This is a genomic window from Kitasatospora sp. NPDC032757, assembly GCF_055579305.1.
The window spans coordinates 12150-33546 of sequence record NZ_JBVINN010000053.1 but is presented as its reverse complement, the minus strand read 5'-3'; the positions used below and the strand labels follow the sequence as shown (position 1 = coordinate 33546).

18 protein-coding genes are annotated in these 21397 nt (G+C 75.7%); 7 read left to right on the top strand and 11 right to left on the bottom strand.

Annotated elements, in window-relative coordinates:
• Positions 1–60: 60 nt before the first annotated feature.
• A complete protein-coding gene (locus ACZ5WK_RS36200; protein WP_465554130.1) occupies positions 61–1614 on the bottom strand; it encodes a hypothetical protein in 1554 nt (517 codons plus the stop codon).
• A 363-nt stretch (positions 1615–1977) separates the two neighbouring features.
• On the opposite strand from ACZ5WK_RS36200, the gene ACZ5WK_RS36195 reads away from it, so the two are divergent.
• A complete protein-coding gene (locus tag ACZ5WK_RS36195; protein ID WP_465554128.1) occupies positions 1978–2400 on the top strand; it encodes a hypothetical protein in 423 nt (140 codons plus the stop codon).
• On the opposite strand, the gene ACZ5WK_RS36190 is transcribed toward ACZ5WK_RS36195, so the two are convergent.
• Positions 2379–3140, bottom strand: coding sequence for a helix-turn-helix domain-containing protein (locus ACZ5WK_RS36190; protein ID WP_465554126.1), 762 nt, complete (start codon positions 3138–3140; stop codon positions 2379–2381). The two genes, ACZ5WK_RS36195 and ACZ5WK_RS36190, sit on opposite strands and share 22 nt — an antisense overlap.
• An 86-nt stretch (positions 3141–3226) precedes the next feature.
• Between ACZ5WK_RS36190 and ACZ5WK_RS36185 the strand changes: the two genes are divergently transcribed.
• Complete coding sequence (locus ACZ5WK_RS36185) at positions 3227–4165, top strand: LLM class flavin-dependent oxidoreductase (protein ID WP_465554124.1); 939 nt, start codon at positions 3227–3229, stop codon at positions 4163–4165.
• A 35-nt stretch (positions 4166–4200) separates the two neighbouring features.
• On the opposite strand, the gene ACZ5WK_RS36180 is transcribed toward ACZ5WK_RS36185, so the two are convergent.
• The 7 genes from ACZ5WK_RS36180 to ACZ5WK_RS36150 all read right to left on the bottom strand — a co-directional run bounded on the left by ACZ5WK_RS36180 (position 4201) and on the right by ACZ5WK_RS36150 (position 13489).
• Positions 4201–5562: a DUF2252 domain-containing protein gene (locus ACZ5WK_RS36180; protein ID WP_465554123.1), complete on the bottom strand. Its 1362-nt coding sequence runs from the start codon at positions 5560–5562 to the stop codon at positions 4201–4203.
• 299 nt (positions 5563–5861) lie between these two features.
• The gene (locus ACZ5WK_RS36175) at positions 5862–7490 is read right to left on the bottom strand and encodes a multicopper oxidase family protein (RefSeq protein ID WP_465554121.1); all 1629 of its coding nucleotides are present in this window, start codon (positions 7488–7490) and stop codon (positions 5862–5864) included.
• A complete protein-coding gene (locus ACZ5WK_RS36170) occupies positions 7487–7975 on the bottom strand; it encodes a hypothetical protein (RefSeq protein ID WP_465554119.1) in 489 nt (162 codons plus the stop codon). The genes ACZ5WK_RS36175 and ACZ5WK_RS36170 overlap by 4 nt, the downstream gene beginning before the upstream one ends.
• Positions 7976–8282: 307 nt before the next feature.
• Complete coding sequence (locus tag ACZ5WK_RS36165; RefSeq protein WP_465554117.1) at positions 8283–10823, bottom strand: ABC transporter permease; 2541 nt, start codon at positions 10821–10823, stop codon at positions 8283–8285.
• Complete coding sequence (locus ACZ5WK_RS36160; RefSeq protein WP_396319680.1) at positions 10820–11632, bottom strand: ABC transporter ATP-binding protein; 813 nt, start codon at positions 11630–11632, stop codon at positions 10820–10822. The genes ACZ5WK_RS36165 and ACZ5WK_RS36160 overlap by 4 nt, the downstream gene beginning before the upstream one ends.
• 134 nt (positions 11633–11766) lie before the next feature.
• Positions 11767–12555 (bottom strand): aminotransferase class IV, encoded by a 789-nt coding sequence (locus tag ACZ5WK_RS36155; protein ID WP_465554114.1) that lies wholly within the window; start codon positions 12553–12555, stop codon positions 11767–11769.
• Complete coding sequence (locus ACZ5WK_RS36150; RefSeq protein ID WP_465554112.1) at positions 12548–13489, bottom strand: GNAT family N-acetyltransferase; 942 nt, start codon at positions 13487–13489, stop codon at positions 12548–12550. Before ACZ5WK_RS36150 ends, ACZ5WK_RS36155 begins: the two co-directional genes overlap by 8 nt.
• A gap of 1362 nt (positions 13490–14851) precedes the next feature.
• On the opposite strand from ACZ5WK_RS36150, the gene ACZ5WK_RS36145 reads away from it, so the two are divergent.
• Complete coding sequence (locus tag ACZ5WK_RS36145; RefSeq protein ID WP_465554167.1) at positions 14852–16060, top strand: glycosyltransferase family 4 protein; 1209 nt, start codon at positions 14852–14854, stop codon at positions 16058–16060.
• On the opposite strand, the gene ACZ5WK_RS36140 is transcribed toward ACZ5WK_RS36145, so the two are convergent.
• Positions 15984–16640, bottom strand: coding sequence for a response regulator (locus tag ACZ5WK_RS36140; RefSeq protein ID WP_465554110.1), 657 nt, complete (start codon positions 16638–16640; stop codon positions 15984–15986). The genes ACZ5WK_RS36145 and ACZ5WK_RS36140 overlap by 77 nt on opposite strands.
• Complete coding sequence (locus tag ACZ5WK_RS36135; protein ID WP_465554108.1) at positions 16628–17950, bottom strand: sensor histidine kinase; 1323 nt, start codon at positions 17948–17950, stop codon at positions 16628–16630. The genes ACZ5WK_RS36140 and ACZ5WK_RS36135 overlap by 13 nt, the downstream gene beginning before the upstream one ends.
• 260 nt (positions 17951–18210) lie before the next feature.
• Between ACZ5WK_RS36135 and ACZ5WK_RS36130 the strand changes: the two genes are divergently transcribed.
• From ACZ5WK_RS36130 to ACZ5WK_RS36115, 4 genes are all read left to right on the top strand, one after another.
• Positions 18211–19503: a chitinase gene (locus ACZ5WK_RS36130; RefSeq protein WP_465554106.1), complete on the top strand. Its 1293-nt coding sequence runs from the start codon at positions 18211–18213 to the stop codon at positions 19501–19503.
• An 86-nt stretch (positions 19504–19589) separates the two neighbouring features.
• Positions 19590–19820: a hypothetical protein gene (locus ACZ5WK_RS36125; RefSeq protein WP_465554104.1), complete on the top strand. Its 231-nt coding sequence runs from the start codon at positions 19590–19592 to the stop codon at positions 19818–19820.
• On the top strand, positions 19817–20290 hold the full coding sequence (locus ACZ5WK_RS36120; protein ID WP_465554102.1) for an SsgA family sporulation/cell division regulator: 474 nt from the start codon (positions 19817–19819) through the stop codon (positions 20288–20290). Before ACZ5WK_RS36125 ends, ACZ5WK_RS36120 begins: the two co-directional genes overlap by 4 nt.
• Positions 20291–20399: 109 nt before the next feature.
• Positions 20400–21305 carry an arginase family protein gene (locus ACZ5WK_RS36115; RefSeq protein ID WP_465554100.1) on the top strand — a complete coding sequence of 302 codons (906 nt, stop codon included), beginning with the start codon at positions 20400–20402 and terminating at the stop codon, positions 21303–21305.
• Positions 21306–21397: the final 92 nt, after the last annotated feature.

The window sequence follows — 21397 nt, the reverse complement described above, 5'->3', positions numbered from 1 at the left end:
GACAGCAGCGAACCCCGGGCCGACGCGATCGGCCCGGGGTTCACGGTTTTGGGCAGTGGTTCAGCTCTTCGACGAGGCCGACGGCAACGCGCCCGAGAGCAGCGGCCATTCACGGTGGAACGGCGGCAGCGGGAGCTTGCCCTCGATGATCGGGGTGCCGAAGATCTTCAGGTGGGCGGTCAGCGCACCGTTCAGGTCGACGCCGCCGAGGAGGGCCCAACTGCCCTGGAGCTGCGGTGTGCCGCCCGGGACGTCGACGGCCAGCGAGCCGTCCGCCTGGGCCCGCAGGTAGGGGGCGACGGTGGCCTCGACGCCGACCGTGTCGTAGAGGCCGACGCTGACCTCGGCGGCGAGGGCGGCGCGGACGGCGGCCGTGCCGGAGAGGCGGACGTGCACCGGGGAGACCTTGGTGTCGGCCGCGTCGGTGGAGGAGGTCCAGCCGCGTCCGCCGGTGTAGTCGGCGTGCACGGCCCAGGTGCCGGTGATCTCCTGCTCGGCCTCGACGTGGATCTTCCCGTCGGCGCCGATCTCCAGGTAGCAGGTCAGCCCGAGGTTGACCACGACCGGCAGGCCGGCCACCGTGACGACCGGGCTGGCCTGGAGCTTGGCGAACGGCAGGCGGATCGGCGCGGAGCCGGTGCTGCGGGCGAGGTCGCCGCTGACCTTCCACTGGGCGTGGGCGCCCAGGTCGAAGCCGATCGACGCGGTGCGCGGGCTGCCGATGCCGGCGCCGTGGTAGGCGAAGTGCAGGGCCGGGTGGAGCTGGAGCGAGGCGGAGGCGTCGGCGCTGAGGCCGTCGGGCAGCGGGATCGGCGCCTTGACGTCGACCTCCAGGGTGCCGGAGGCGTCGGCCTTGGTGGTGCCGTTCTCCCGGGCGACGGTCGCCTTGAGGTCCTTGACCAGCGGCGTCACCTTGATCGCCGCCGGGTCGACGGGGACCTTGCCGTCCGCCTCGGCGTTGCCGAGCAGCTCGGAGAGGGTGGCCGGCCGGGTGGACACCGTGACGGAACCGCCACCGGCGGACTTCACGGCGGTGACCGCGACCAGCGCCCCCTGCGGCGCGGCGTCGGTCGGCGGGCTGGCGAGGAGCTGGCCCGGCTTGACGACGTCGGCCGGCGTCGGCGCCGCGGACGGGGCCGACGACGGGCTCGCGGCCGAGCTCGCCGACGCGCTCGCCGAGGCGCTCGCGGACGGGCCGGCCGAGGGGCCGCCCGCGGCCGCCAGGACCGCCGTGCCGGCGGCCGGGTCGTACGCGGTGAGCTGGAGGCTCTTCGCCTCCGGGGCGACGGCCGCGCCGTCCTTCCCGGGTGCGCCGATGGCCGCCTGCCGGACGCCCGGCTGGGCGGCCGTCACCGGCAGGCTGCCGGCCGCCGGGCGGCCGGAGCTCGGCGCGGCGGCGGCCGGGCTGGTCGCGCGGGCGTGCGGCGCGCCGGACGCCCGCGCCGCCGACGGGCTCGCCGGCGAGGAGGCGGTGGCCGGGGCGGCGGCGCCGGCGGGCTCAAAGGTGGCCGGGGCGGCCTGCTGCGCGCCCGATGTCGGGCCGCACGCAGCGACACCGAGAAGCAACAGCGAAACGAGGACAGGGCGGACCGCCGTGCCGAGGGGACTCTTCAACGAAGCTCTTTCGAAGTGGCGGACGCGCACACGGGCGCCCGGGACCAGTGGCTTCAGCAGCGGCTCGAACAGCCGCGCACGCGCCATGTTACTGACGAGGAATAAGATTGTCGAAGACATGCAAACTGTGAACGAATCGTCAAGACCTCGTCAATCAAGGCCACTGGCAACCGAATTGGGGCGAGGCGGTTCCGCCGCACCGGACCTTCGGCGGGTGTCAGCACCGCGTCATTCCGCCGACCGGCGGGGTGGCCACCCCGCCGGTCGCCGGGCCATTCCCCGCCGGGAATTGTTGCCATCACCCGCCCCCCGCAGGATGGGTGTCGTCCGGGCACACCGCCGACACAACGCGAGGAGCACAGCATGACCACCCTCACCGCACAGGAGATCGCCGACCGCTACATCGCCCTCTGGACCGAGCCCGACCCGGCCCTGCGCCGCAAGGCGATCGAGCTGGTCTGGGCGGAGGGCGGCGTCCACGTCCTCCAGCCGCCGGTGGAGATCCGCGACCGGGCCGCCGAGCTGGGCTTCGAGGACACCGCGCTGGAGGCGGCGGGGTACGACGCGATCGAGACCCGGGTCTCCCGCAGCTACCGGGAGTTCGTCGCCCCCGGGGAGTTCACCTTCCGAGCGCGGGACACCGCCGTCCGGCTCCGCGACTGCCTCAGGTTCACCTGGGAGATGGTCCCCGTCGACGGCGGCGAGCCGGTCGGGAGCGGGCTGGAGGTCCTGCTGCTCGACGACGAGGACCGGGTCACCACCGACTACATGTTTCCCGGCGCCTGAGTGCCGCTCTCGGCCCGCAGCGCGGCCGCCGTCGCCTCGTCCGCCGGGAGGAAGGCCTCCAGCTTCAGCTCGGCGAGCGTGATGTCGACGGCGGTCGCGAAGGTGGTGACCGTCGTCATCAGATGGAGGTCGCCGCGCGAGGTGCGCAGGTGCAGCGGCACCGCGAAGCCCAGGTGGTCGGCCCCGATGTCCTCCAGCTCGGGCACGTACGACACCAGTTCGGCGTGGAGCTCGCCGAGGTGCGCCGTCCGCTCCACGATGTGGCGGGCCCAGGCGGCGAAGTTGAGGATGCGCGGGGCCAGGCCTTCGGGGTGGAGGGCGAGGCGGTAGGCGTTGGTGCCGGGGCCGACAAGCTCGGGGGCCGCGCCCTCGGTGATCAGGTCGACGGCGGCGTTGGCGGCGACGACATCGCCCCTCCGGTCCACCACCAGGGCGGGATAGGGCTGATGGCCGGCGAGGATGTGCTCGATGGCCGTCCGGACGGGGGCGAGGTCGGGGCTGTCGAGCCGGCTCTCCGGGTAGGCGGGGGCGTAACCGGCCGACAGCAGCAGCTCGTTGCGCTCACGCAGCGGCAGGTCGAGGGACTCGGCCAGCCGGACGACCATGCCCCGGCCGGGCACCGAGCGTCCGGACTCGATGAAGCTGAGGTGCCGCTGGGTGGTGCCCGCGCGGGTGGCGAGGTCGAGTTGGCTGATACGGCTGCGGGTGCGGCGCTCGCGGAGCGTCTGGGAGAATTCCACAGGCCAGTTGTAGCCGCAGCCGCGGCGTACTCGCCATTCCTTCAAGGGAATTGTGGCACTACCGGCCACCGGGGACGATCACCGGCATGGACATCGGCGTACTTCTCCCGACCGGCAAGGCCCAGTGGGGCACCGACGGCGACCCGCGCGAGCTGATCGCCTTCGCCAGGCAGGCCGAGGAGTCGGGCTACTCCTCGCTCTTCGCCAACGACTCCCTGCTCAGCCCGCGCATCGAGACGCTCACCATGCTGGCCGCCCTCGCCCCGGTGACCGAGCGGGTGACCCTCGGCACCGGCGCGCTGCTGCCGTTCCTGCGCCGGCCGGTCCAGGCCGCGCAGGCGCTCGCCTCGATCGACCTACTCTCCGGCGGCCGGCTGGCGGTGGCGGTCGGGGCGGGCTTCCCCGGGCGGTTCGGGCAGCCGCTGTACGAGCTGTCGGAGGTGCCGTGGGCGCGCCGGTTCGCCCGGCTGGACGAGACGGTGGCGCTCTGGCGGGCGCTGTGGAGCGGGGCCGGCTCGTTCCACGGCGAGTTCCACGACTTCGCCGCGATCCCGGCCGCGACCGCCCCCTTCCGCCCGGGCGGCCCGCCGGTCTGGCTCGGCGGCGCGACGCCGGCCGCACTCGCCCGCACCGGGCGGCTGTACGACGGCTGGCTGCCCTACCCGCCCGACCCGGCCGACTACCGCTCGGGGCTGGCGGACGTCCACAAGGCGGCGGCCGATGCCGGGCGTCCGGCGGCGGACATCACCCCGGCGCTGTTCGTCTCCGTCCGCGTGGACACGGACGTGGCGAGCGGCCGCGAGGCGCTGGACGCCTACGCACACGCCAACTACGGGATGCCGCTGGTGGAGTTGGAGAAGATCCAGGCGGTGGTCACCGGCACCCCGGAGGACGTCGCGGCCGCGCTCGCCCGCTACCGGGACGCGGGCGCGCGCCACGTCGTCGCCCGGCTCGGCGCGCTCGGCCTGCCGTCCCATTGCGAGCAGCTCCGGCGGCTCGCCGAGCTCCTGCCCGGGCTTGCCTGAGCTCCCGCCCGAGCCGCGGCCCACGTGATCACGCGTCAGATGTCGCGCCGGGCCGTGACCCTGCCGTCCGCGATGGCGGCCAGCAGCTCGGCGTGGTCGACCTCCGTCTGGTCGGCGTAGTGGCCGGCGAAGTCGGCGATCGCCTCGGGGAAGGTGTCGGCGGTCCCGAGGTAGCCGGCGATGGCCAGGCGGTCGCCGGAGCGGGCGTGGGCCCGGGCCAGGGCGCGGCCGCAGAGGTCGGCGTAGGAGCGCAGGGCGGACGGCGTCATGTCGGCGACGTCCGCCGAGCCCTTCATGTCGCGCAGTTGGCGGCCGTAGAAGTGACGACCGGCGGGGCCGGTGGTCCAGCCGAGGAAGATGTCGCTGGCGGCCTGCATCAGGCGCTGACCGGTGACGACGCGCTGGCCCCCATGGGCGATCGGCGCCTCGGCGTGCGGGCGGGTGGTCGGCAGGTGTTCCTCCAGGACGGACCGGCCGGCCTCCTTGATCTGGAGGAAGAGCGGGTCCTCCGTGTCACGGCCCTCCAGCAGGATGATGAAGCAGCGGGTGCCGACGCTGCCGACGCCGACCACCTTGCTGGCCACGTCGACGAAGTGGAAGCGGTCGAGCAGGACGCCGCGGTCCTCGGCCAGGGTGGCGCGGTAGTCGCTGAAGATCTTGCCGACGCGGCGGAGCTCGTTCCTCGGCAGCGGCTCGATCAGCGGCGGCTCACTGATGATCCGGCGCCGGCCGTCCTCCGTTTCCTCGGTGAGCTTCCCGAAGGCCTGCAGGCTGGTGCGGCGGCGGGCGTGGGCGAGTCCGGCCTCGACCTGCTTGCGGTGCTTGGGCTTGCGGACGAGCGGAAGCAGGTCCTCGGAGTCGATCCGGGCGTACCAGACGTCGAGCTCACCCATCGCCGCCAGCCGTCGCATCGCGCTGACGTAGCCCTGTACGGCGGCGAGCGCGGCCCGGCGGACGCGCTCCTCGTCGTGGCCGTTGTCCCGGGCCGCGACGGCGACGCTGGCGGCGAGACGTTTGACGTCCCACTCGAACGGCCCCGGGTAGGTCTCGTCGAAGTCGTTGAGGTCGAAGAGCAGCGCGCGCTCCGGCGAGGCGTACACCCCGAAGTTCAACAGGTGGGCGTCGCCGCAGAGTTGGACGGTGATGCCGGTGTCGGGGCCGGCCGCGAGGTCGGCCGCCATGACGGCGGCGGAGCCGCGCAGGAAGGCGAAGGCGGAGTCGGCCATCCGGCCGTAGCGGATCGGCAGCAGCTCGGGGACCCGGTCGACGGCCTGCTGCTCCAGCACGACGATCGGGTCCGGGCGGTCGGCGGCCGGGATCCAGCGGCCGTGGGCGGAGCGCGAGACCCGGTCACGGGCGGCCCGGCCACGCCGGCGGCGTTCGGCGGAAGTGGTCATGCGCGGCTCCTCGGTCGGCGGGCCGGATCTTCCGCCGGGCGGCGTCCCGGTCGGCGGGCGGCGGCCCGGTCGGCGTCCCGGTCGGCGGGTGGCGGCTCTGCCCGCGAGTGGCATCCCGCTCGGCAGGTGTCATCTCCCTTCTTCGCGACGGTAGGTCACCTGCCGGGGCCCGGCATGTCGAGGCGTGGGCGGGTGCGCGGCACGCCCGCCCACCCGCACTCGGCCGAACAGGTGAGGCTCCCACGGCCCCGGCGAGCCCCGGAAAGCCCCGTCGGCCCCACCGAAGGACCCGAAGGCCCTCACTCGACCACGAAGTCCGCCATCATCGCCATGTCCTCGTGCTCCAGGTTGTGGCAGTGCAGCATGTACGCCCCCGGGTAGTCCGTGAACCGGACCAGCACCTCCACCGCCTCCGCCGGCCGCAGGTCGACGGTGTCCTTCCACCCGGCGTCGTACGGGCCCGGGTCCGCGCGGTTGCGGGACAGCACCTGGAACGGGTCCAGGTGGAGGTGGACGGGGTGGTGGACGTCGGTGAAGAAGCGCCAGATCTCGGTGGTGCCGAGGGCGGGCCGGGCGAGGGCGCGGCCCGGCCGGTACGGCTGGCCGTTGATGGTCCAGCCGTCGCTGCGGCTGCGGCGGAACCCGAAGGTACGGGTGGTGACGGCGGCCGCCCGGTCGAGCCGCTCGAAGTCGGAGAGCCGCTCGGGCACGGCCGAGTCGTCCGAGACGGTGCGGGAGGAGACGTCGAACCGCATCACCTCGGTGGTCCGCTCGCTGCCGAACCGGTTCATCAGGCGGACGGACGTGCCCGGCGGGTAGCGGGAGAAGTCGACCACGAGGTCGAAGCGCTCGGCCGGGGCGATCTCGACGGCGTCGTGTGCGAGCGGGGCCTCCAGCAGGCCGCCGTCGCCGCCGATCTGGACCAGCGCGCCGCCGCCCGAGGGCTGCGGGTCGAGCTCCAGGCGGTAGAGGCGGGCGTTGGAGGAGTTGAGCAGGCGCAGCCGGTAGCGGGCGCGGTCCACGTCCAGCCTGGGCCAGGGGGCGCCGTTGACCAGGAGGACGTCGCCGAGGACGCCGTTCATGTAGTCGTCGGTGACGCCGGGGACGGCGAGCGCGGGATCGACGGCCGGGTAGCGGAAGGAGCCGTCCTCGGCGAAGGCGCGGTCGGCGAGCATCAGCGGGAGGTCGCGGTCGCCGCGCGGCAGTGGCAGGGCGTCCTCCTCGTCGTCGTGGACGAGGTGGAAGCCGGACAGGCCGCGCCAGATGCCGGGACCGGTGAAGCCCATCCGGTGGTCGTGGTACCAGAGCGTGGCCGCGCGCTGGTTGCCGGGATAGGTATAGCTGCAGTCGCCGTCGGTGATCCGGCCGAGCGGGAGGTCGGCGGGGTGTTCCATGCCCGGCATGCCCGCCATCCCGGCCATGCCCGCCATCCCGGCCATGCCCGGCATGCCCGCCATGTCCGGCGCGGCAGGGGACCTGGTGGACCCGACCGGCAGGATCAGGTCGGTCGGGTAGCCGTCGCTCTCCGCCGGGGTGTGCCCGCCGTGCAGGTGGACCACCGACGGCACCGGCAGCTCGTTGCGGTGGCGCACCACCGTCTGCCGGCCGGAGCGGACGGCCAGCGTCGGGCCGGGGTAGCTGCCGCCGTACGTCCACGCCTCGGTCCGCAGGCCGGGCAGGATCTCCAGCCGGGCGACCTTCTGGGTGATCTCGTAGTGGTCGGTGCCGCCGTCGCTGCTCACCGGCCGCAGGACCGGCGGCACCGGCAGCGGCACCTGGAACGCCTCCGGCAGCGGCACCGTGCTGTTCAGCAGCAGACCCGGCCGGCCTTCGGTCAGCAGGCGGGCGGCGGCCGGGACGGCGAACGCCCCCAGTGTGCCCGCGCCGACCGCGGCCGCGCCGATGCCCAGGAACCGGCGGCGCCTCACGGGGCCACCTCCACGTGCCCGCCCGGCCGGGGCAGCAGGCCGGCGCCGTCGGGGTCCTCGGGACCGTCCGCTCCGGCGGGGGCCGCCGGGCGGGCCGGCAGCGGCTGCCGCCAGGCGCCTGTCAGGGCGAACAGGGCGCCGCTGACCAGCAGCACCCCGACCACCACGTGGAGGCCCACCGCCCGGTTGTAGCCGAGGCCGGTCTGCAGCATGACCGCGGCCGTCAGCAGCGCCGCGACGCCGAGCGGCCGGCGCGGGCCGCGGCCGGGCCACACGATCAGCGCCCCGGACACCAGCTGGCAGACCACGACGACGGCCAGCGCCGTCGCGCCCGCCGCGTGCATCGAGAGCGCCTCGTAGTGGCCGTTGAGGAATCCGCCGGCCAGCACGGTCTGCAGGAGGGCCAGGAGGGCCGACGCGGTGGCGCTCGCCCGCAGCAGGATCAGCGGCCAGCGGGGCGCGGGGGCCACGGGAGGACTGCTCATGGGGGGCTTCTCTCTGCTCGGCCGGGGTGGCGGCGGGACGGGCACGGGTACGCGGAGCGGGCACGGGGCCGGCAGGGGAACGGGAAACGCCCCCGGAGGCGGCTCGGCCCCGGGCGGCGCGGCGGCGAGCGTAGCTGATCGGACATCACGATCAACGCACCTCAGGGGCGTTGTCCCCGGCGACCACCCCAATGCGCCGGTCCGCGGCCGGTTTCTCACCCGAACGGGCGGTGCGCCGAGATCGCGCACCGCCCGTTCGTCCGTGAACCCTCGGCGGTCCAGGTCCCGGCACCGCCACGCGTGCCCGCTACTGCTTGCCGCCGCCCGCCGCCACCGGACGGGACCGCAGCAGTGCCCGCGCCGGCAGGCCGGTCGCACCGAGGCAGAGCAGCACTGCCCCGGCGGCCAGCGGCAGGGCGGTGCCGGCCGGGATGTGCGGGGCGGCGCCGGCGATGCCCCGGGTGATCGGGACCAGCGTGATCCAGGCGATCACCCCGCCGACCGCCAGGCCGGTCGCGGCGACCAGCAGCGCCTCCCAGCGCATCATGCCGCGGACCTGCCGCCGGGTGGTCCCGGCCAGGCGCAGCAGCGCCACCTCGCGGCGCCGGTCCAGCACCGTCATCACCAGGGTGTTGGCGGCGGTGACGGCCGCGAAGCCGCCCAGCACGCCGGCCATCACGGTGTTCGCCCAGGCGCTGATCTCCTGGGCCTGGTTGACCTGCGCCGCGTAGCCGGCCCGGTCGGTCACGGCGGCCGGGCCGGTACCGGCGAGCCCGGCCAGACCGGCGGCGACGGCGGCGTGGTCGGCTCCGGGTGCGTCCGCGACCAGCACCTGGTTGTCGTACCCGGCGGTGACGTGCGCCGCGACGGCCGCCCGGGGCAGCAGCACCTGGCCGAAGCCGAGGCCGCGTTCGTAGGTGGCGACCACCGTGGGCTCGACCCTGGTGCCGTCGCCGAGCCAGAGCGGGGCGCGGTCGCCGGCCTTGACGCCGAGGGCGTCGGCGAGCACCGCGTCCAGGGCGACGGTGTCGGCCGAGCGGCCGAGGTCGGCGAGCGCACCGCTCTTCACCCCGAGGTCGAGGACGCGGGGCAGCTTCGCCGGGTCTCCGTTGACGCCGAGCGCGGTGGCGGTGGCGAGCATGTCGCCGTCGCGGTAGACGGCGCCGGTGCGCAGCACGCCGACGGCGGCGGCCACGCCGGGCACCTTGGCCGCCTGGTCGGCGGTGGCGGCGGGCAGGCCCGGGCCGGTGGGGCCGACCACGTGGTCGGCGGTGATGCCGCTGCGCACCTGTTCGCCGGTGACGTGGCGGATGGTGCCCTGCATGAAGAGCAGGGTCCCGCAGAAGGCGGTGACCATGACGATCGGCGTGATCGCGGAGGCCAGCCGGCGGGCGTTGGCCCGGGTGTTGTCGGCGGCCAGCGAGCCGGGCGCGCCGGCGGCGGCCCGCAGCGGGGCGCCGAGCACCCCGGCGGCGGCGCGGGCCACCCAGGGGCCGAGCAGCCCGACGGCGACCAGGAAGCACATCACCACGCCGAGCGCGGTGTTGGCGGCGTTGGTCCCGTCCAGGCCGGCGGCGACGCCGGCCAGCGCCACGGCCCCGGCGGTGAAGAGCGCTCCGATGACGGTCCGCACCCTGCCCGGACGGCCGGGCTCGACGGCGGCCGTGCCCAGGGCCTGGCCGGGCCGCAGCCGGGCCGGGCGGCGGGCGGCGAAGAAGCCGGCGGTCAGGGCGGCCAGCGTGCAGGTGGCGACGGCGGCGAGCATCGGCACCGGGCCGACGTCCAGCGAGACGGCCCCGGGCACGGCGCCGCGGGACACCATCTCGCCGAACCACCAGCGGGCCAGGGCCAGTCCGGGCAGGATGCCGAGCGCGCCGGCGACCGGTGCCACGAGCATCGCCTCGGTGGCGATGGTGCGGCGGATCTGGCGCGGGGTGGCGCCGATCGCGCGGAGCAGCGCGAACTCGCGGGCACGCTGGCCGGTGGCCAGGGCGACGGTGCTCATCACGACGAAGACCGCGGTCATGGTGGCGACGCCGCCGAAGGAGCTGCCGAGGGCGGTCAGCATGGTCCGGCTCTCGCCGAGCGCGGGCAGCTCGACGGCACCGCGGGCGTCGCCGGTGAGCACCTTGGCCTCGCCGCCGACGGCCTGGCGGACCTGCGCGGCGAGCGTCCTGCCGTCCACGCCGTCGCGCGGCCGGACGGCGATCGCGTCGACCGTGCCGGGGTGTCCGGAGAGGCGGTCGGCGACGGGGTCGGCGAACCACGCCTGCTGTGCGCTGCCGCCCGGCGAGGCCGCGAGGCCGGAGATCCGGTACGTGCCGCTGCCGCCGGGCGCGGTGAGCGTCACGGTGGCGCCCGGGGCGAGGTGGGCGGCCCTGGCGGTGTCCGCGTCGAGGACGACCTCGCCGGTGCCGGGGGCGCGGCCCTCGGCCAGCCTCTCGTCCGGGCCGGCGATGCCGAGGGAGGCGAAGCCGTGGCCGGTCAGGCCGGGGAGGCCGGCGGCCGCGGGGATCGGGAAGGCGGTGTCGGGGCGGGCCGCGGCGACACCCGGCTGGGCGGCGATCCGCCCGGCCAGTGCCGCGTCCACCCGGGCCCGCTCGGGGACGGTCAGCTTCTGGGTCTCGGTGTTCTCGGCGACCTTGCGGGTGACCGAGACGGTCGGGTCGGCCGCGACCACCACCGGTGCCTGCGCGTACCGCACCGGCGCCACGCTGGCCGTGAGGCCGGTCTGCAGCAGGGTGCCGCAGGCCATGATGACGGCCGCGCCGAACAGCAGGGCGATGAAGGTGCCCGCGAAGGAGGCGGGCCGGAAGCGCACCGCGGCGCGCGCGAGTCCGTTGCTCATGCCGCCACCCCGACCGGGCGCGCGGCCAGCCTGACCATCCGGTCGGCGACGGCCTGCGGGTCCGGGTGGTGCAGCTCGCCCGCGAGCGCGCCGTCGGCCAGGAAGAGCGCGCGGTCGGTGAAGGAGGCGGCCACCGGGTCGTGGGTCACCATCACGACGGTCGCGCCCATGGTGTCCACGGCGCGTCGCAGCAGGCCGAGCACCTCGTGCGCGGTCCGGGTGTCCAGCGCGCCGGTCGGTTCGTCGGCGAAGACCACGTCCGGGGCGGTGATCAGCGCGCGGGCGATCGCCACCCGCTGCTGCTGGCCGCCGGAGAGCTGCCCCGGCCGCCGCCCGGCGTGCTCGCCGAGGCCGACCTGGGCCAGCAACTCCTTGGCCCGGGCCCGGTCCTGGCGTTCGCCGGCCAGCCGCTGCGGCAGCAGCACGTTCTGCATCACCGTCAGCGACGGCAGCAGGTTGAAGGACTGGAAGACGAAGCCGATCCGGCTGCGGCGCAGCTTGGTGAGGCGGTTCTCGCTCAGCCGGGTGATCTCCTCGCCGCCCAGGTAGACCTCGCCGCCGTCCGGGCGGTCCAGGCCCGCCGCGCACTGCAGGAAGGTGCTCTTCCCGGAGCCGGACGGCCCCATGACGGCGGTGAACGTGCCGCGCTCCAGCACCAGGTCGACGCCGCGCAGGGCGTGCACGGTCTCGGCGCCGCGCCCGTAGCTGCGCCGGACCGCCCGCAGCTCGATCGCGGCGTGGGCGGGGCGCCCGTACTGCTCGGTCTGCCCGTACTGCTCGGTCGGGCGGCGGTCGCGGCGGGGTGCCATGGTGGGGCCTTCCTTCGGGAATCATCGCTGGTCATCGACGTGTTCCAGACTAGGAAGGCCGGACGGCCCGGGCCATGGAGGCCGCTGGCGGACGCAGGGTGGGGTTATCCCCACCCCGGGGCTGCCCGTTCGGCTCAGACCTCGTCGCCCGCGATCCGCTCGTACGCGGCGCGCAGGGCGGTGACGGCGGGGTGGGCCGGGTCGAAGGCGGTGCCGTCGACCGCCGCGATCGGGCGGACGCCGACGCCCGCGTTGAGCGCGAACGCGGCCTCGAAGCGCGCCAGGCCGGCGACGGTGACGGGCTCGCGCCGCTGCGGGCCGGGGTGGACGTGGGCGAGCAGGGCGGCGGTGACGCCGGGCAGCGCCTCGCCCTCCGGCCACACCAGCTGCCGGCCGTCGTGGAAGCCGACGTTCCAGGTGGCCCCCTCGGTGATCCGGCCCTCCTGGTCGACGAGCAACGCATCGTCGTAGCCGTCGAGTTGGGCCAGTCGGCGCTGCCGTACCAGGCCGAACAGCCCGACGTGCTTCACCTCGGGCAGCTCGCGCCGGTACACGGCGGTGCGGACCGTCAGCGGTACGGGGGCGGACGCCGGGGCCGGACGGGTGGTCACCAGCAGCCGGGGCGCGGCGGGGGCACCGGGACGCTCCAGGCCCAGCGCCGGGTCGAACACCGTGACCCGGACGATCACCGCCCGCCCGTCCGGCGGCAGCACACCGCGGATCCGCTGCCGCAGCACCTCCCGGTCCAGCCCGGCGCCGAACACCGTCCGGCAGTCCCGCTCCAGCCGGTCGAGGTGGAGCGCCAGGCCGCGCACCCGGCCGGCCTCGGCGCGCAGGGTGGTGAAGTGCCCGTAGTTCAGCAACCCCAGCGCCGCGACCTGGCCGGCGTCGGCCGGCACACCGTCGATCTCGATCTCAGCCATCCCCCGAGTCTCCCAGCCCCGCGCCGGGGTCCGTGGCCGCCGTGCCCCCGGCCGCTACCGGCCGGCCGGCGGTACGGGCGAGCTGCTCGAAGTGCTCGATCCTGTAGGCCAGCCCCTCCGGTTCGCCGATGTCCGCCCAGCGCCAGGCCTCGGCCCACCACTGCGGGCCGCGGACCAGGGGGCGGCCGGCGAGGGCCAGATGGAGGGCGAGGGTCGAGCGGGCGAAGTGGTGGACCCAGCCGTCGGCCTGCCGGTACGCGGCCGTCTCGTCCAGCCGGAGCCAGCGGCCCTCGCGCCCGGCGGCGAGCAGCGGCACCCAGCCCCGAGGGCCGCCGGCGACCAGCAGGACCAGCCGGCCGTCCTCCTCCGCCACCCGGTAGGGCGGGAGTTGGGGCATCCGGGCGAGGCCGAGGGCATGCTTCCAGGAGACCACCCAGAGGCCGCGCCGCAGGTAGTAGCGGACGGCGTGCCGCCAGGTCCAGTGCGCCTCCAGCCGGTAGCCGGGCAGGCCTTCGGCGGTGGCCGCCCGGTAGACCTCGTCGAGTGCGCCGGCGGCGAGCCCGCGGCCGCGCGCCGAGGGCCGCAGGTAGACGGAGGAGACGGCCAACTGGCCCGGCCCCTTCGTCCAGTTGTCGACCGCCACGGTGCCGACGGGCGCGCCGCCACCGTCGTCCAGCACCCAGTAGCGGCGCCGGTACAGCTCGCCGTCCGGCCACTCCCGGCCGCTCTCGCCGAGCCGTTCGCGCAGGGCCCGTTCCGCGTCCGCGCCCAGCGCCCCGGGGTCGACCCGCTCCGCCAGCTCCCCCTCGGCCCGGGACGCCAAGTCCCAGAGTGCGAACCGCCGCCCCTCCCCCTCCTCCACCGCCCGCAGCCGGGGCGTCGACCCCAGCCGCTCCTGCGCCCGCTCCACCGCCGCATCCCAGGACCTCACCACGGGGTCCACGATATCGGGCCGCGGATACCGAACGTGACTCGAAAGACACCGAACGTCAGCACGAAGGAGCGATGGTAGGGGAAACCCGACCCCGGGTCTCGACCTGGCCGTCATGACCCCGCCGGGCCGCACCGCTGGAATGGAGAGGTGCTGATCCACCGGGCCCGCAGCGGTCCCACTGCCCGACAACTCATCTTTCCCACAAGCCTGTTCGGCCGGCGAGCCGGGTGGTGCGCCGGCTGGCTCGCGTCAGCGGTCTGGGCGGGTTCGTTCCCACTGGTCTCCGCGCTCCCGCCGCACCGCGGCTGGGGAACGGCTGCGGCGACCGGCTATCTGGCGGCGGCCTTCGCCACGCTGGTGCTGCCGTGGCGGCGGGCCCGGCCGGTCTCCGTGGCCGTCGCGACGGCCGGCGCCGTCCTCGTACCGCTGCTCGGGCTGACGCTCACCGGCCAGGGGCAGAGCGAGGTCACCGTGATCGAACGGTCGGCCGCGCTGCTCCTGGAACACGGCTCGCCCTACCTGGCCGATCCGCGGAGCGTGACCGACTACACGCCCTACCTGCCGGCCATGGCGCTGCTGGGCCTGCCGCGCGCCCTGCTCGGGACGGACGGGTGGCCGGCCCGGCTGCTCGGCGACGCCCGGCTCTGGTGTGCCGCGGTGTTCCTCGGCTGCCTCTGGGCCACCGGCCGTCCGCACCGGCGCGGGCTCGCCCTGCTGACCGTCTCGCCCCTGGTCGCGCTGCCGCTCTGCGTCAGCGGGGTGGACCTGCCGATGACCGGCCTCTGCTGTCTGGCCCTCGCCCTCGCCGCCCGGGGCCGTCCGGGCCGCGCCGGGCTGGCGCTCGCCCTGGCCTGTTCGCTCAAGTGGACGGCCTGGCCGGCGGTCGCGGTCGCCGCCGCGCTGCTGGCCGCCACCGCCGGCCGGCGGGCGGCGCTGCGCGCCACGGCCGTCGCCGTGGCGGGCACGGCCGCCCTGGTGCTGCCGGTGGCACTGCGCTCGCCCGGTCCGCTGCTCCGGCAGGTGTTCGCCTTCCCCACCGGGCGCGGCGGGCTGCCCACGCCGGCCGGCAGCCCGCTGCCCGGGCGGCTGCTCGCGGATCTCGGCCCGGCCGGCTGGTACGCCTCCGTCGCGCTGCTGCTGCTCGCCGGCCTGGGCGTCGCCGGCTCGCTGGCGCTGCGCCCGCCGCGGGATGCCGCCGGCGCCGCCGACCGGCTGGCGCTCGGGCTCTGCCTGGCCTTCCTCCTGGCGCCCGCCGGGCGCTTCGGCTACCTGGCGCTGCCGCTCGTGCTCGTCGTCTGGGCCCGGGTGCCCGCCCTCTCCCCCGTACTCCACCGATCCCCGAACCGAGGTTGCACCGACCCCATGGCCACCACTCTCGTCGTCACCAATGACTTCCCCCCGCGGCAGGGCGGCATAGAGACCTTCGTCCACGCCCTGGCCACCCGCCTGCCCGCCGGCGAGGTCGTCGTCTACACCTCGGCCGAACCCGGCGCGGCCGCGTACGACGCCGCCCTTCCCTTCCCGGTGGTCCGCGACCGGGCGCGGACGCTGCTGCCCACCCCGCGGGTCACCCGGCGGGCCGCCGAGATCGCCCTCGCGAACGGCTGCGACCGGGTCTGGTTCGGTGCGGCCGCCCCGCTCGCCGCGATGGCACCCGGCCTGCGCCGCCGGGCCCCCGGGATCGGGCGGACGGTCGCCACCACGCACGGCCACGAGATCTGGTGGGCACGCACCCCCGGCGCCCGCCGGCTGTTGCGGCGGATCGGTGACGGCGTGGACGTGGTCACCTACCTGGGCGAGTACACCCGGGCCCGGATCGCCCCGGCGCTCGGGCCGCGGGCCCGGTTGGAGCGGCTGGTACCCGGAGTGGACACCGAGCTGTTCCGCCCGGGTGACGTCGGGGCGCGCACCAGCGGGCCGGTGGTCCTCTGCGTCGCCCGGCTGGTGCCGCGCAAGGGCCAGGACACCCTGATCCGCGCGCTCCCGCTGATCCGGCGGACCGCGCCCGGCGCCGTCCTGGTGCTGGTCGGGCAGGGCCCGGACGAGCGGCGGCTTCGCGCGCTGGCCCGGCGGCACACCGAGCCGGGGTCGGTGGTCTTCGCCGGCGGCCACGCGCACGCCGCGACGCCCGCCCACTACGCGGCGGCGGACGTCTTCGCCATGCCGTGCCGCACCCGGCGGGCCGGGCTGGAGGCCGAGGGGCTCGGGATCGTCTTCCTGGAGGCCGCGGCCGCCGGGCTGCCCGTGGTCGCGGGCCGCTCGGGCGGCGCCCCCGACGCGGTGCTCGACGGGGTCACCGGCACGGTCGTCGACGGCCGCAGCCCCGCCGGGGTCGCCGCGGCGGTCGGGAGTCTGCTGCGGGCGCCGGCCGCCGAGCGGGCCCGGACGGGGGCGGCCGGACGGCGCTGGGTGCAGGAGGAGTGGTCCTGGGAGGCGTCCGCGCGCCGGCTGGCCGGACTGCTCGACCCGGAACGCACGGACGCGGGCCGGGAGCCTACTCCCCGCGCAGGTGGGCCAGGACGGCCAGTACCCGCCGGTTGCCCTCGGCCGGGTCGAGGTCCAGCTTCATGAAGATGTTGCCGCAGTGCTTGACCACCGAGGCCTCCGTGATGGTCAGCCGCGCGCCGATGGCCTGGTTGTTCAGCCCCTGCGCCATCAGCCCGAGCACCTCCCGCTCGCGCGGGGTCAGCCGGTCGGGCGGCCGCTCCGCCGACTGCTGGCGCAGCAGCACCCGGACCACCTCCGGGTCGATCACGGTCTGCCCGGCGGCCACCCGCGCGAGCGCGTCCAGGAAGTCGGCGACCTCGCCGACGCGGTCCTTGAGCAGGTAGCCGAGCCCGGCGGGCTGCGCACCGGCCGCGCCGAGCAGCCGGGTGGCGTACGGGGTGGCGACGTACTGGGAGAGCACCAGGACGGGCAGCCCCGGGTGCCGGTCGCGCAGTTCGAGGGCGGCGCGCAGGCCCTCGTCGTGGAAGGCGGGCGGCATCCGGACGTCGGTGATGACGACGTCCGGCCGGTCCGCGTCCACCGCGTCGGCCAGCGCGGTCGCGTCGCCGACGGCGGCGGCCACCCGGTGCCCGCCGCGGGTGAGCAGTTCGACCAGCCCGGCCCGGAGCAGCACGGCGTCCTCGGCGATGACTATCCGGAGCACGGCACCTCCACGCGGAGCCTGGTCGGCCCGCCGGTCGGACTGGTCACCATCAGCCGTCCTCTCAGGATCGCCACCCGGTCGGCCAGCCCCTGCAGCCCGGCCCCGGCGGCCGGGTCGGCCCCGCCGCGGCCGTCGTCCGTCACCTGGACCACCAGCCGGCCGCCCTCGACCCGGCCGTGGACGGTGATCGAGGCGGCCCCGCTGTGCTTGGCGGCGTTGGTGAGCGCCTCGGTGACGGTGAAGTACGCCGTCGTCTCGACCGGGCCGGGCAGCCGGTCCGGCAGGTCGATGTCGACCGCGACCGGGATCGGGTGGCGCAGCGCGACCTCGGTGACGGCGGCGGCCAGCCCGTGGTCGGTGAGCACCTGCGGGTGGATGCCCCGGACCAGGCCGCGCAACTGCTCCAGCGCCTGCCGGGCCTCGCCGCGCGCCCGCTCGACCAGCGCGGCGGCCGGGTTGTCCCCGCCGCCGTCACCGCTCCCGCCCAGCTCGTACGCGGCCAGGCCGAGGGTCATGGTGAGCGCGACGAGCTGTTGCTGGGCGCCGTCGTGCAGATCGCGTTCGATGCGGCGGCGCTCGGCCTCGAAGGCGTCGACGAGGCGGGCCCGTGAGCGGGTCAGTTCGAGGACCTGCCGGCCGAGGTCCTCGTCCCGCGGGCCGAGCAGGAACCGGACCAGCCGGACCCGGCCGATGGTCAGCAGGGTGCCCGCGTAGGCGCAGAACAGCAGGCCGGCCAGCCCGGCGGCGGTCGCGGGCAGGGCCTCGACCGGGCCCGGGATCGCCTGTCCGGGGATCAGCATCACCGGCTCCGGGGCCAGCGCCCAGACCACGACCGGCGTGGCGACCAGCGCCCCGGAGAAGACCAGCAGAACGGTGAGGCCGAGGTCGGCGGCGGCCAGCGGCAGCGCGAACAGGGCGGTGTAGCCGAGCTCGCGCCAGGTGGCCCGCTCGCGCAGCCGGGTACGGATCCGGGCCCGGCGGCCGGCCCCGGGCAGCGGGCGGTGCGGGTCGGGCACGGGCAGCGGCTCGACCAGCCGCAGCCGTCGGCGCTCCAGGGCCCCGACCGGCAGGCCCGCGAGAGCGACGAGCAGGAGGACGAGCAGGCCGACGCCGGCCACGGACAGCGCGAGGCCGGCCAGCAACAGCACGGCCAGGACGACGAACAGCAGCAGGCCGAGCACCGCGCCGCTGAGCACGTGCGCCCAGCAGCGCAGCGGGGCGGGCGACCGGAGGAACCGCAGCGGCCGCGTACGGAGGGCCGCCCGGACGGCGACGGGCTGCTGCCCCTCGTCCGCCCCGTTCGCACCCATCCGGCCAGCCTAGCCGACCGGCTGACGGGCCTTCGGCGCCGCCGCGGGCGCGGGCGGCCGGCCTCTCACCGGCCCGCCGCCCGCTCGGTGCGTCCGGGAGCCGTGCGCCGCCCGGGGGTTGACGACCCCTCGGGACAGGTCTATACCAGTGAGGGCCTTCGGTGACGCGGCGTTGCCGTCGGCCTCCCCGGGGCCCGGCGCGTCTCCCCCACTGTTGGCGCGGGCGGGCCTCCTCCTGCCGTTTCCTTGAGAGGTCTCCCATGGAACGTGCTCTTCCCCCACAGCAGTCGGGACGACAGCCCGGACATCAGCACCGGCAGCCGAAGCACCGGAAGGCCGCGGTCGCGGTGGCCGGGGTGCTCGGCCTGGTGGCCGGCGGCCTGGCGGCGCTGGCCGGGAGCGGGCCGGCGGTCGCGGCGGCCGACGCGGCGCGGACCGGCACCGGGCTGGGCAGCAACTGGTACGCCTCGGCGCCCTATCTGATGCCCGAGGACAACAGCCCGCCGGACGCGGCGGCGGTGATGGACGCCACCGGGCAGAAGGCGTTCCAGCTGGCGTTCATCCTCGACAAGGGCGGGTGCTCGCCCGCCTGGGGCGGCACCTCGTCGATCGACGCCGACACCACCATGCCGGCGGTGATCCAGGCGATCCGGGCCAAGGGCGGCGACGTCTCGGTCTCGGTCGGCGGGTACGGCGGCACCAAGCTGGGCCAGACCTGCGGGACGCCGGAGGCCACGGCCGCCGGGTACCAGAAGGTGGTCACCAAGTACGGGCTGAAGGCCGTCGACTTCGACCTGGAGGAGCCGGAGTACGAGAACGCGGCCGCGATCCGCAACGAGGTCGGGGCTGCCCGGATCCTCCAGCGGGACAACCCGGGGCTGTACGTCTCGATCACCACGGCCGGGACCAACGCCGGCACCGGGTGGTTCGGGCAGCAGATGCTCAACGAGGCCAAGGCGCAGGGCTTCACCCCGGACAACTACTCGATCATGCCGTTCGACGGCGGGTTCAACGGGGCGGCGGCGCAGACCGACGCGCTGGTGAAGTTCAACCGGCTGCTGCAGACCACCTTCGGCTGGTCCGAGGCCAACGCCTATGCGCACGAGGGCGTTTCGCTGATGAACGGCCGCACCGACGCCGCCGAGTACTTCCGGCAGGCGGACTTCCAGACCGTGCTGGACTTCGCGCTCGCGCACAAGCTGGCCCGGTACACGTACTGGTCGGTCAACCGGGACCGCCAGTGCCCGGGCACGGTCGACCCGGGGCTCTCCGGGTCGTGCTCCAGCGTGGTGCAGAACGACTGGGACTTCACCAGGTTCACCGTGCGGTTCGCCGGGGCCACGCCGCCCACCACACCCCCGACCAGCCCGCCGCCGACCAGCTCCTCGCCGGGGGTCTGCACCGATCCGGCGTGGAGTGCCGCCACCACGTACACCGGCGGCGCCAAGGTGTCGTACAGCGGCCACAGGTACCACGCCAAGTGGTGGACGCTGAACGAGAATCCGTCCGCGAGCGGGCAGTGGGGCGTCTGGTCCGACGACGGTCCCTGCTGACCCGGGGCGGGCCCGCCGCGCGCAGGCGGGCCCGCTTCCGCGCGGCGGGGGTGTTGCCGCAGCCGGCTCCGCTCGTTGTTCCCGGTATGAGCTCAGACTTCCGGGCGAGCGGCAACGCCCTAGACGAAACGATTCTGCATGAAACGATCCTGCGTGAATCCCCGATCTTCGCCGACCTCGCCCTGCTCTGGCGAAACGCCGGGCGGATGGTGCCCGGCCGCCCCGACCAGGAGTGGTGCCACCTGACCGAACCCCCGCAGCACTTCCGCCCCGGCCGCGGCAGCACGGCCGCCGTGCACCCCGGGGAGGAGGCGTGACCTGCCCGGAGACCCCACGCGTCCCCTCCCAGCGCACGCCCGCCGGGCTCTGCGCCATGCCGCTGGTCCTCCAGGCCGTCGTCTGCCCCGGCCTCACCGTGCCGGTCGCCGCCCGCCTGCGCTACGACTCCTCCGAGCCGTACGCGGTGTACCTGGACAACCACACCGACCTCGACGAACCGATCACCTGGACGTTCGCCCGCGACCTGCTGGCCGCCGGCGTGGACGCCTGGGCCGGCCTGGGCGACGTGTCCGTCCACCCGGGCACGGGGGCGAGCCCGCAGACCCTCTTCATCGCGCTCGGCGGCGAGAGCGGCACGGTCGTCCTCCGGGCGGAGGCCGCAGCCGTCCGGACCTTCCTCGCCGCCACCGAGCGCATGGTGCCGTCCGGCACCGAGCGCCTCCACCTCGACCTCGACGGCCTGCTCCTCCAACTCCTGGACGACCGGCCGCCGGACCCGGGCCGTTGACCGCCCGCCCCGGAGGTCACGGGGGTCTGCCGGGTCGGGCGCGGCCAGCGGTGCTCGGGGCCGGCGCAGCCCGCTCGCGCCCGTCCGGGCGGACGCCGATGATGGGTGGATGCGACGGGATCTCGTTGTGGTGGGCGCGCCGACCAGCGCGGGCAGCTACGCACCCGGCCAGGAGGCCGCACCGAGCGTGTTGCGCGAGCTGGGCCTGATCGACCGCCTGAGGGCGGCGGGCCGCCGGGTACGGGACGCCGGGGACGGGCCGCTTCAGGTGTGGGCCCCGGACCCGCAGCACCCACGGGCCCAGAACCTCGCGGCAGTGGTCCAAGCCGTCAAGGCGGTCGCCGACCACGTCGCCCGAGCGCTGCAGGAGGACGCGGACCTCCTGGTCATCGGCGGCAACTGCACCGTCGCACTGGGCGTGATGGCAGCTCTCACGGCAGGCGACCCGGACGCCGGTCTGCTCTACATCGACCGGCACTTCGATCTCAACACACCCGCGAGCACCCGCGACGGCGCCCTCGACTGGATGGGGCTCGCCCACGGACTGGACCTGCCCGGGACCGCGGAACCGCTGGCGGCCGCCTTCGCCCACCGCCCGCTGCTCACCCCGGACCGGCTCCACCTCCTCGGCATCGACCCCGAGGCCGCCACCTCCTGGGAACGCGAGCAGGCAAGAGGCCTGGGCCTGCGATGGGGCTCGCACATCGATCTCGCCGCCACGCCGGCGACCGAGGTGACGCGGGCCCTCAGTACGCTCCCGTCCGGTCCCCTGGCCGTGCACCTCGATGTCGACGTCCTGGACTTCACCGACGCGCCGCTCGCCGAGAGCACGGACGGCCGCAACAGCGGCCCCACTCTCGACGCCGTGTCCGAGGCGCTGGACACCGCCTGCCGGGACCCGCGCTTCCGGGCACTCTCGGTCTGCGAGCTCAGCCCTTCCCGCGCCGCCGGAGACCCCGCCGTCCTCCACCGGTTCATCGCAAGCCTTCAACACGCCCTGCGCGCAACCCCGTGAACCGCCGCCGGGACCTCGGGTACCTCCTCCGAACCCCGGCCGCCCCTCCGGAGGCCGGCTGACCATCGACGTCGGCGCACTCGTCAGCTCAG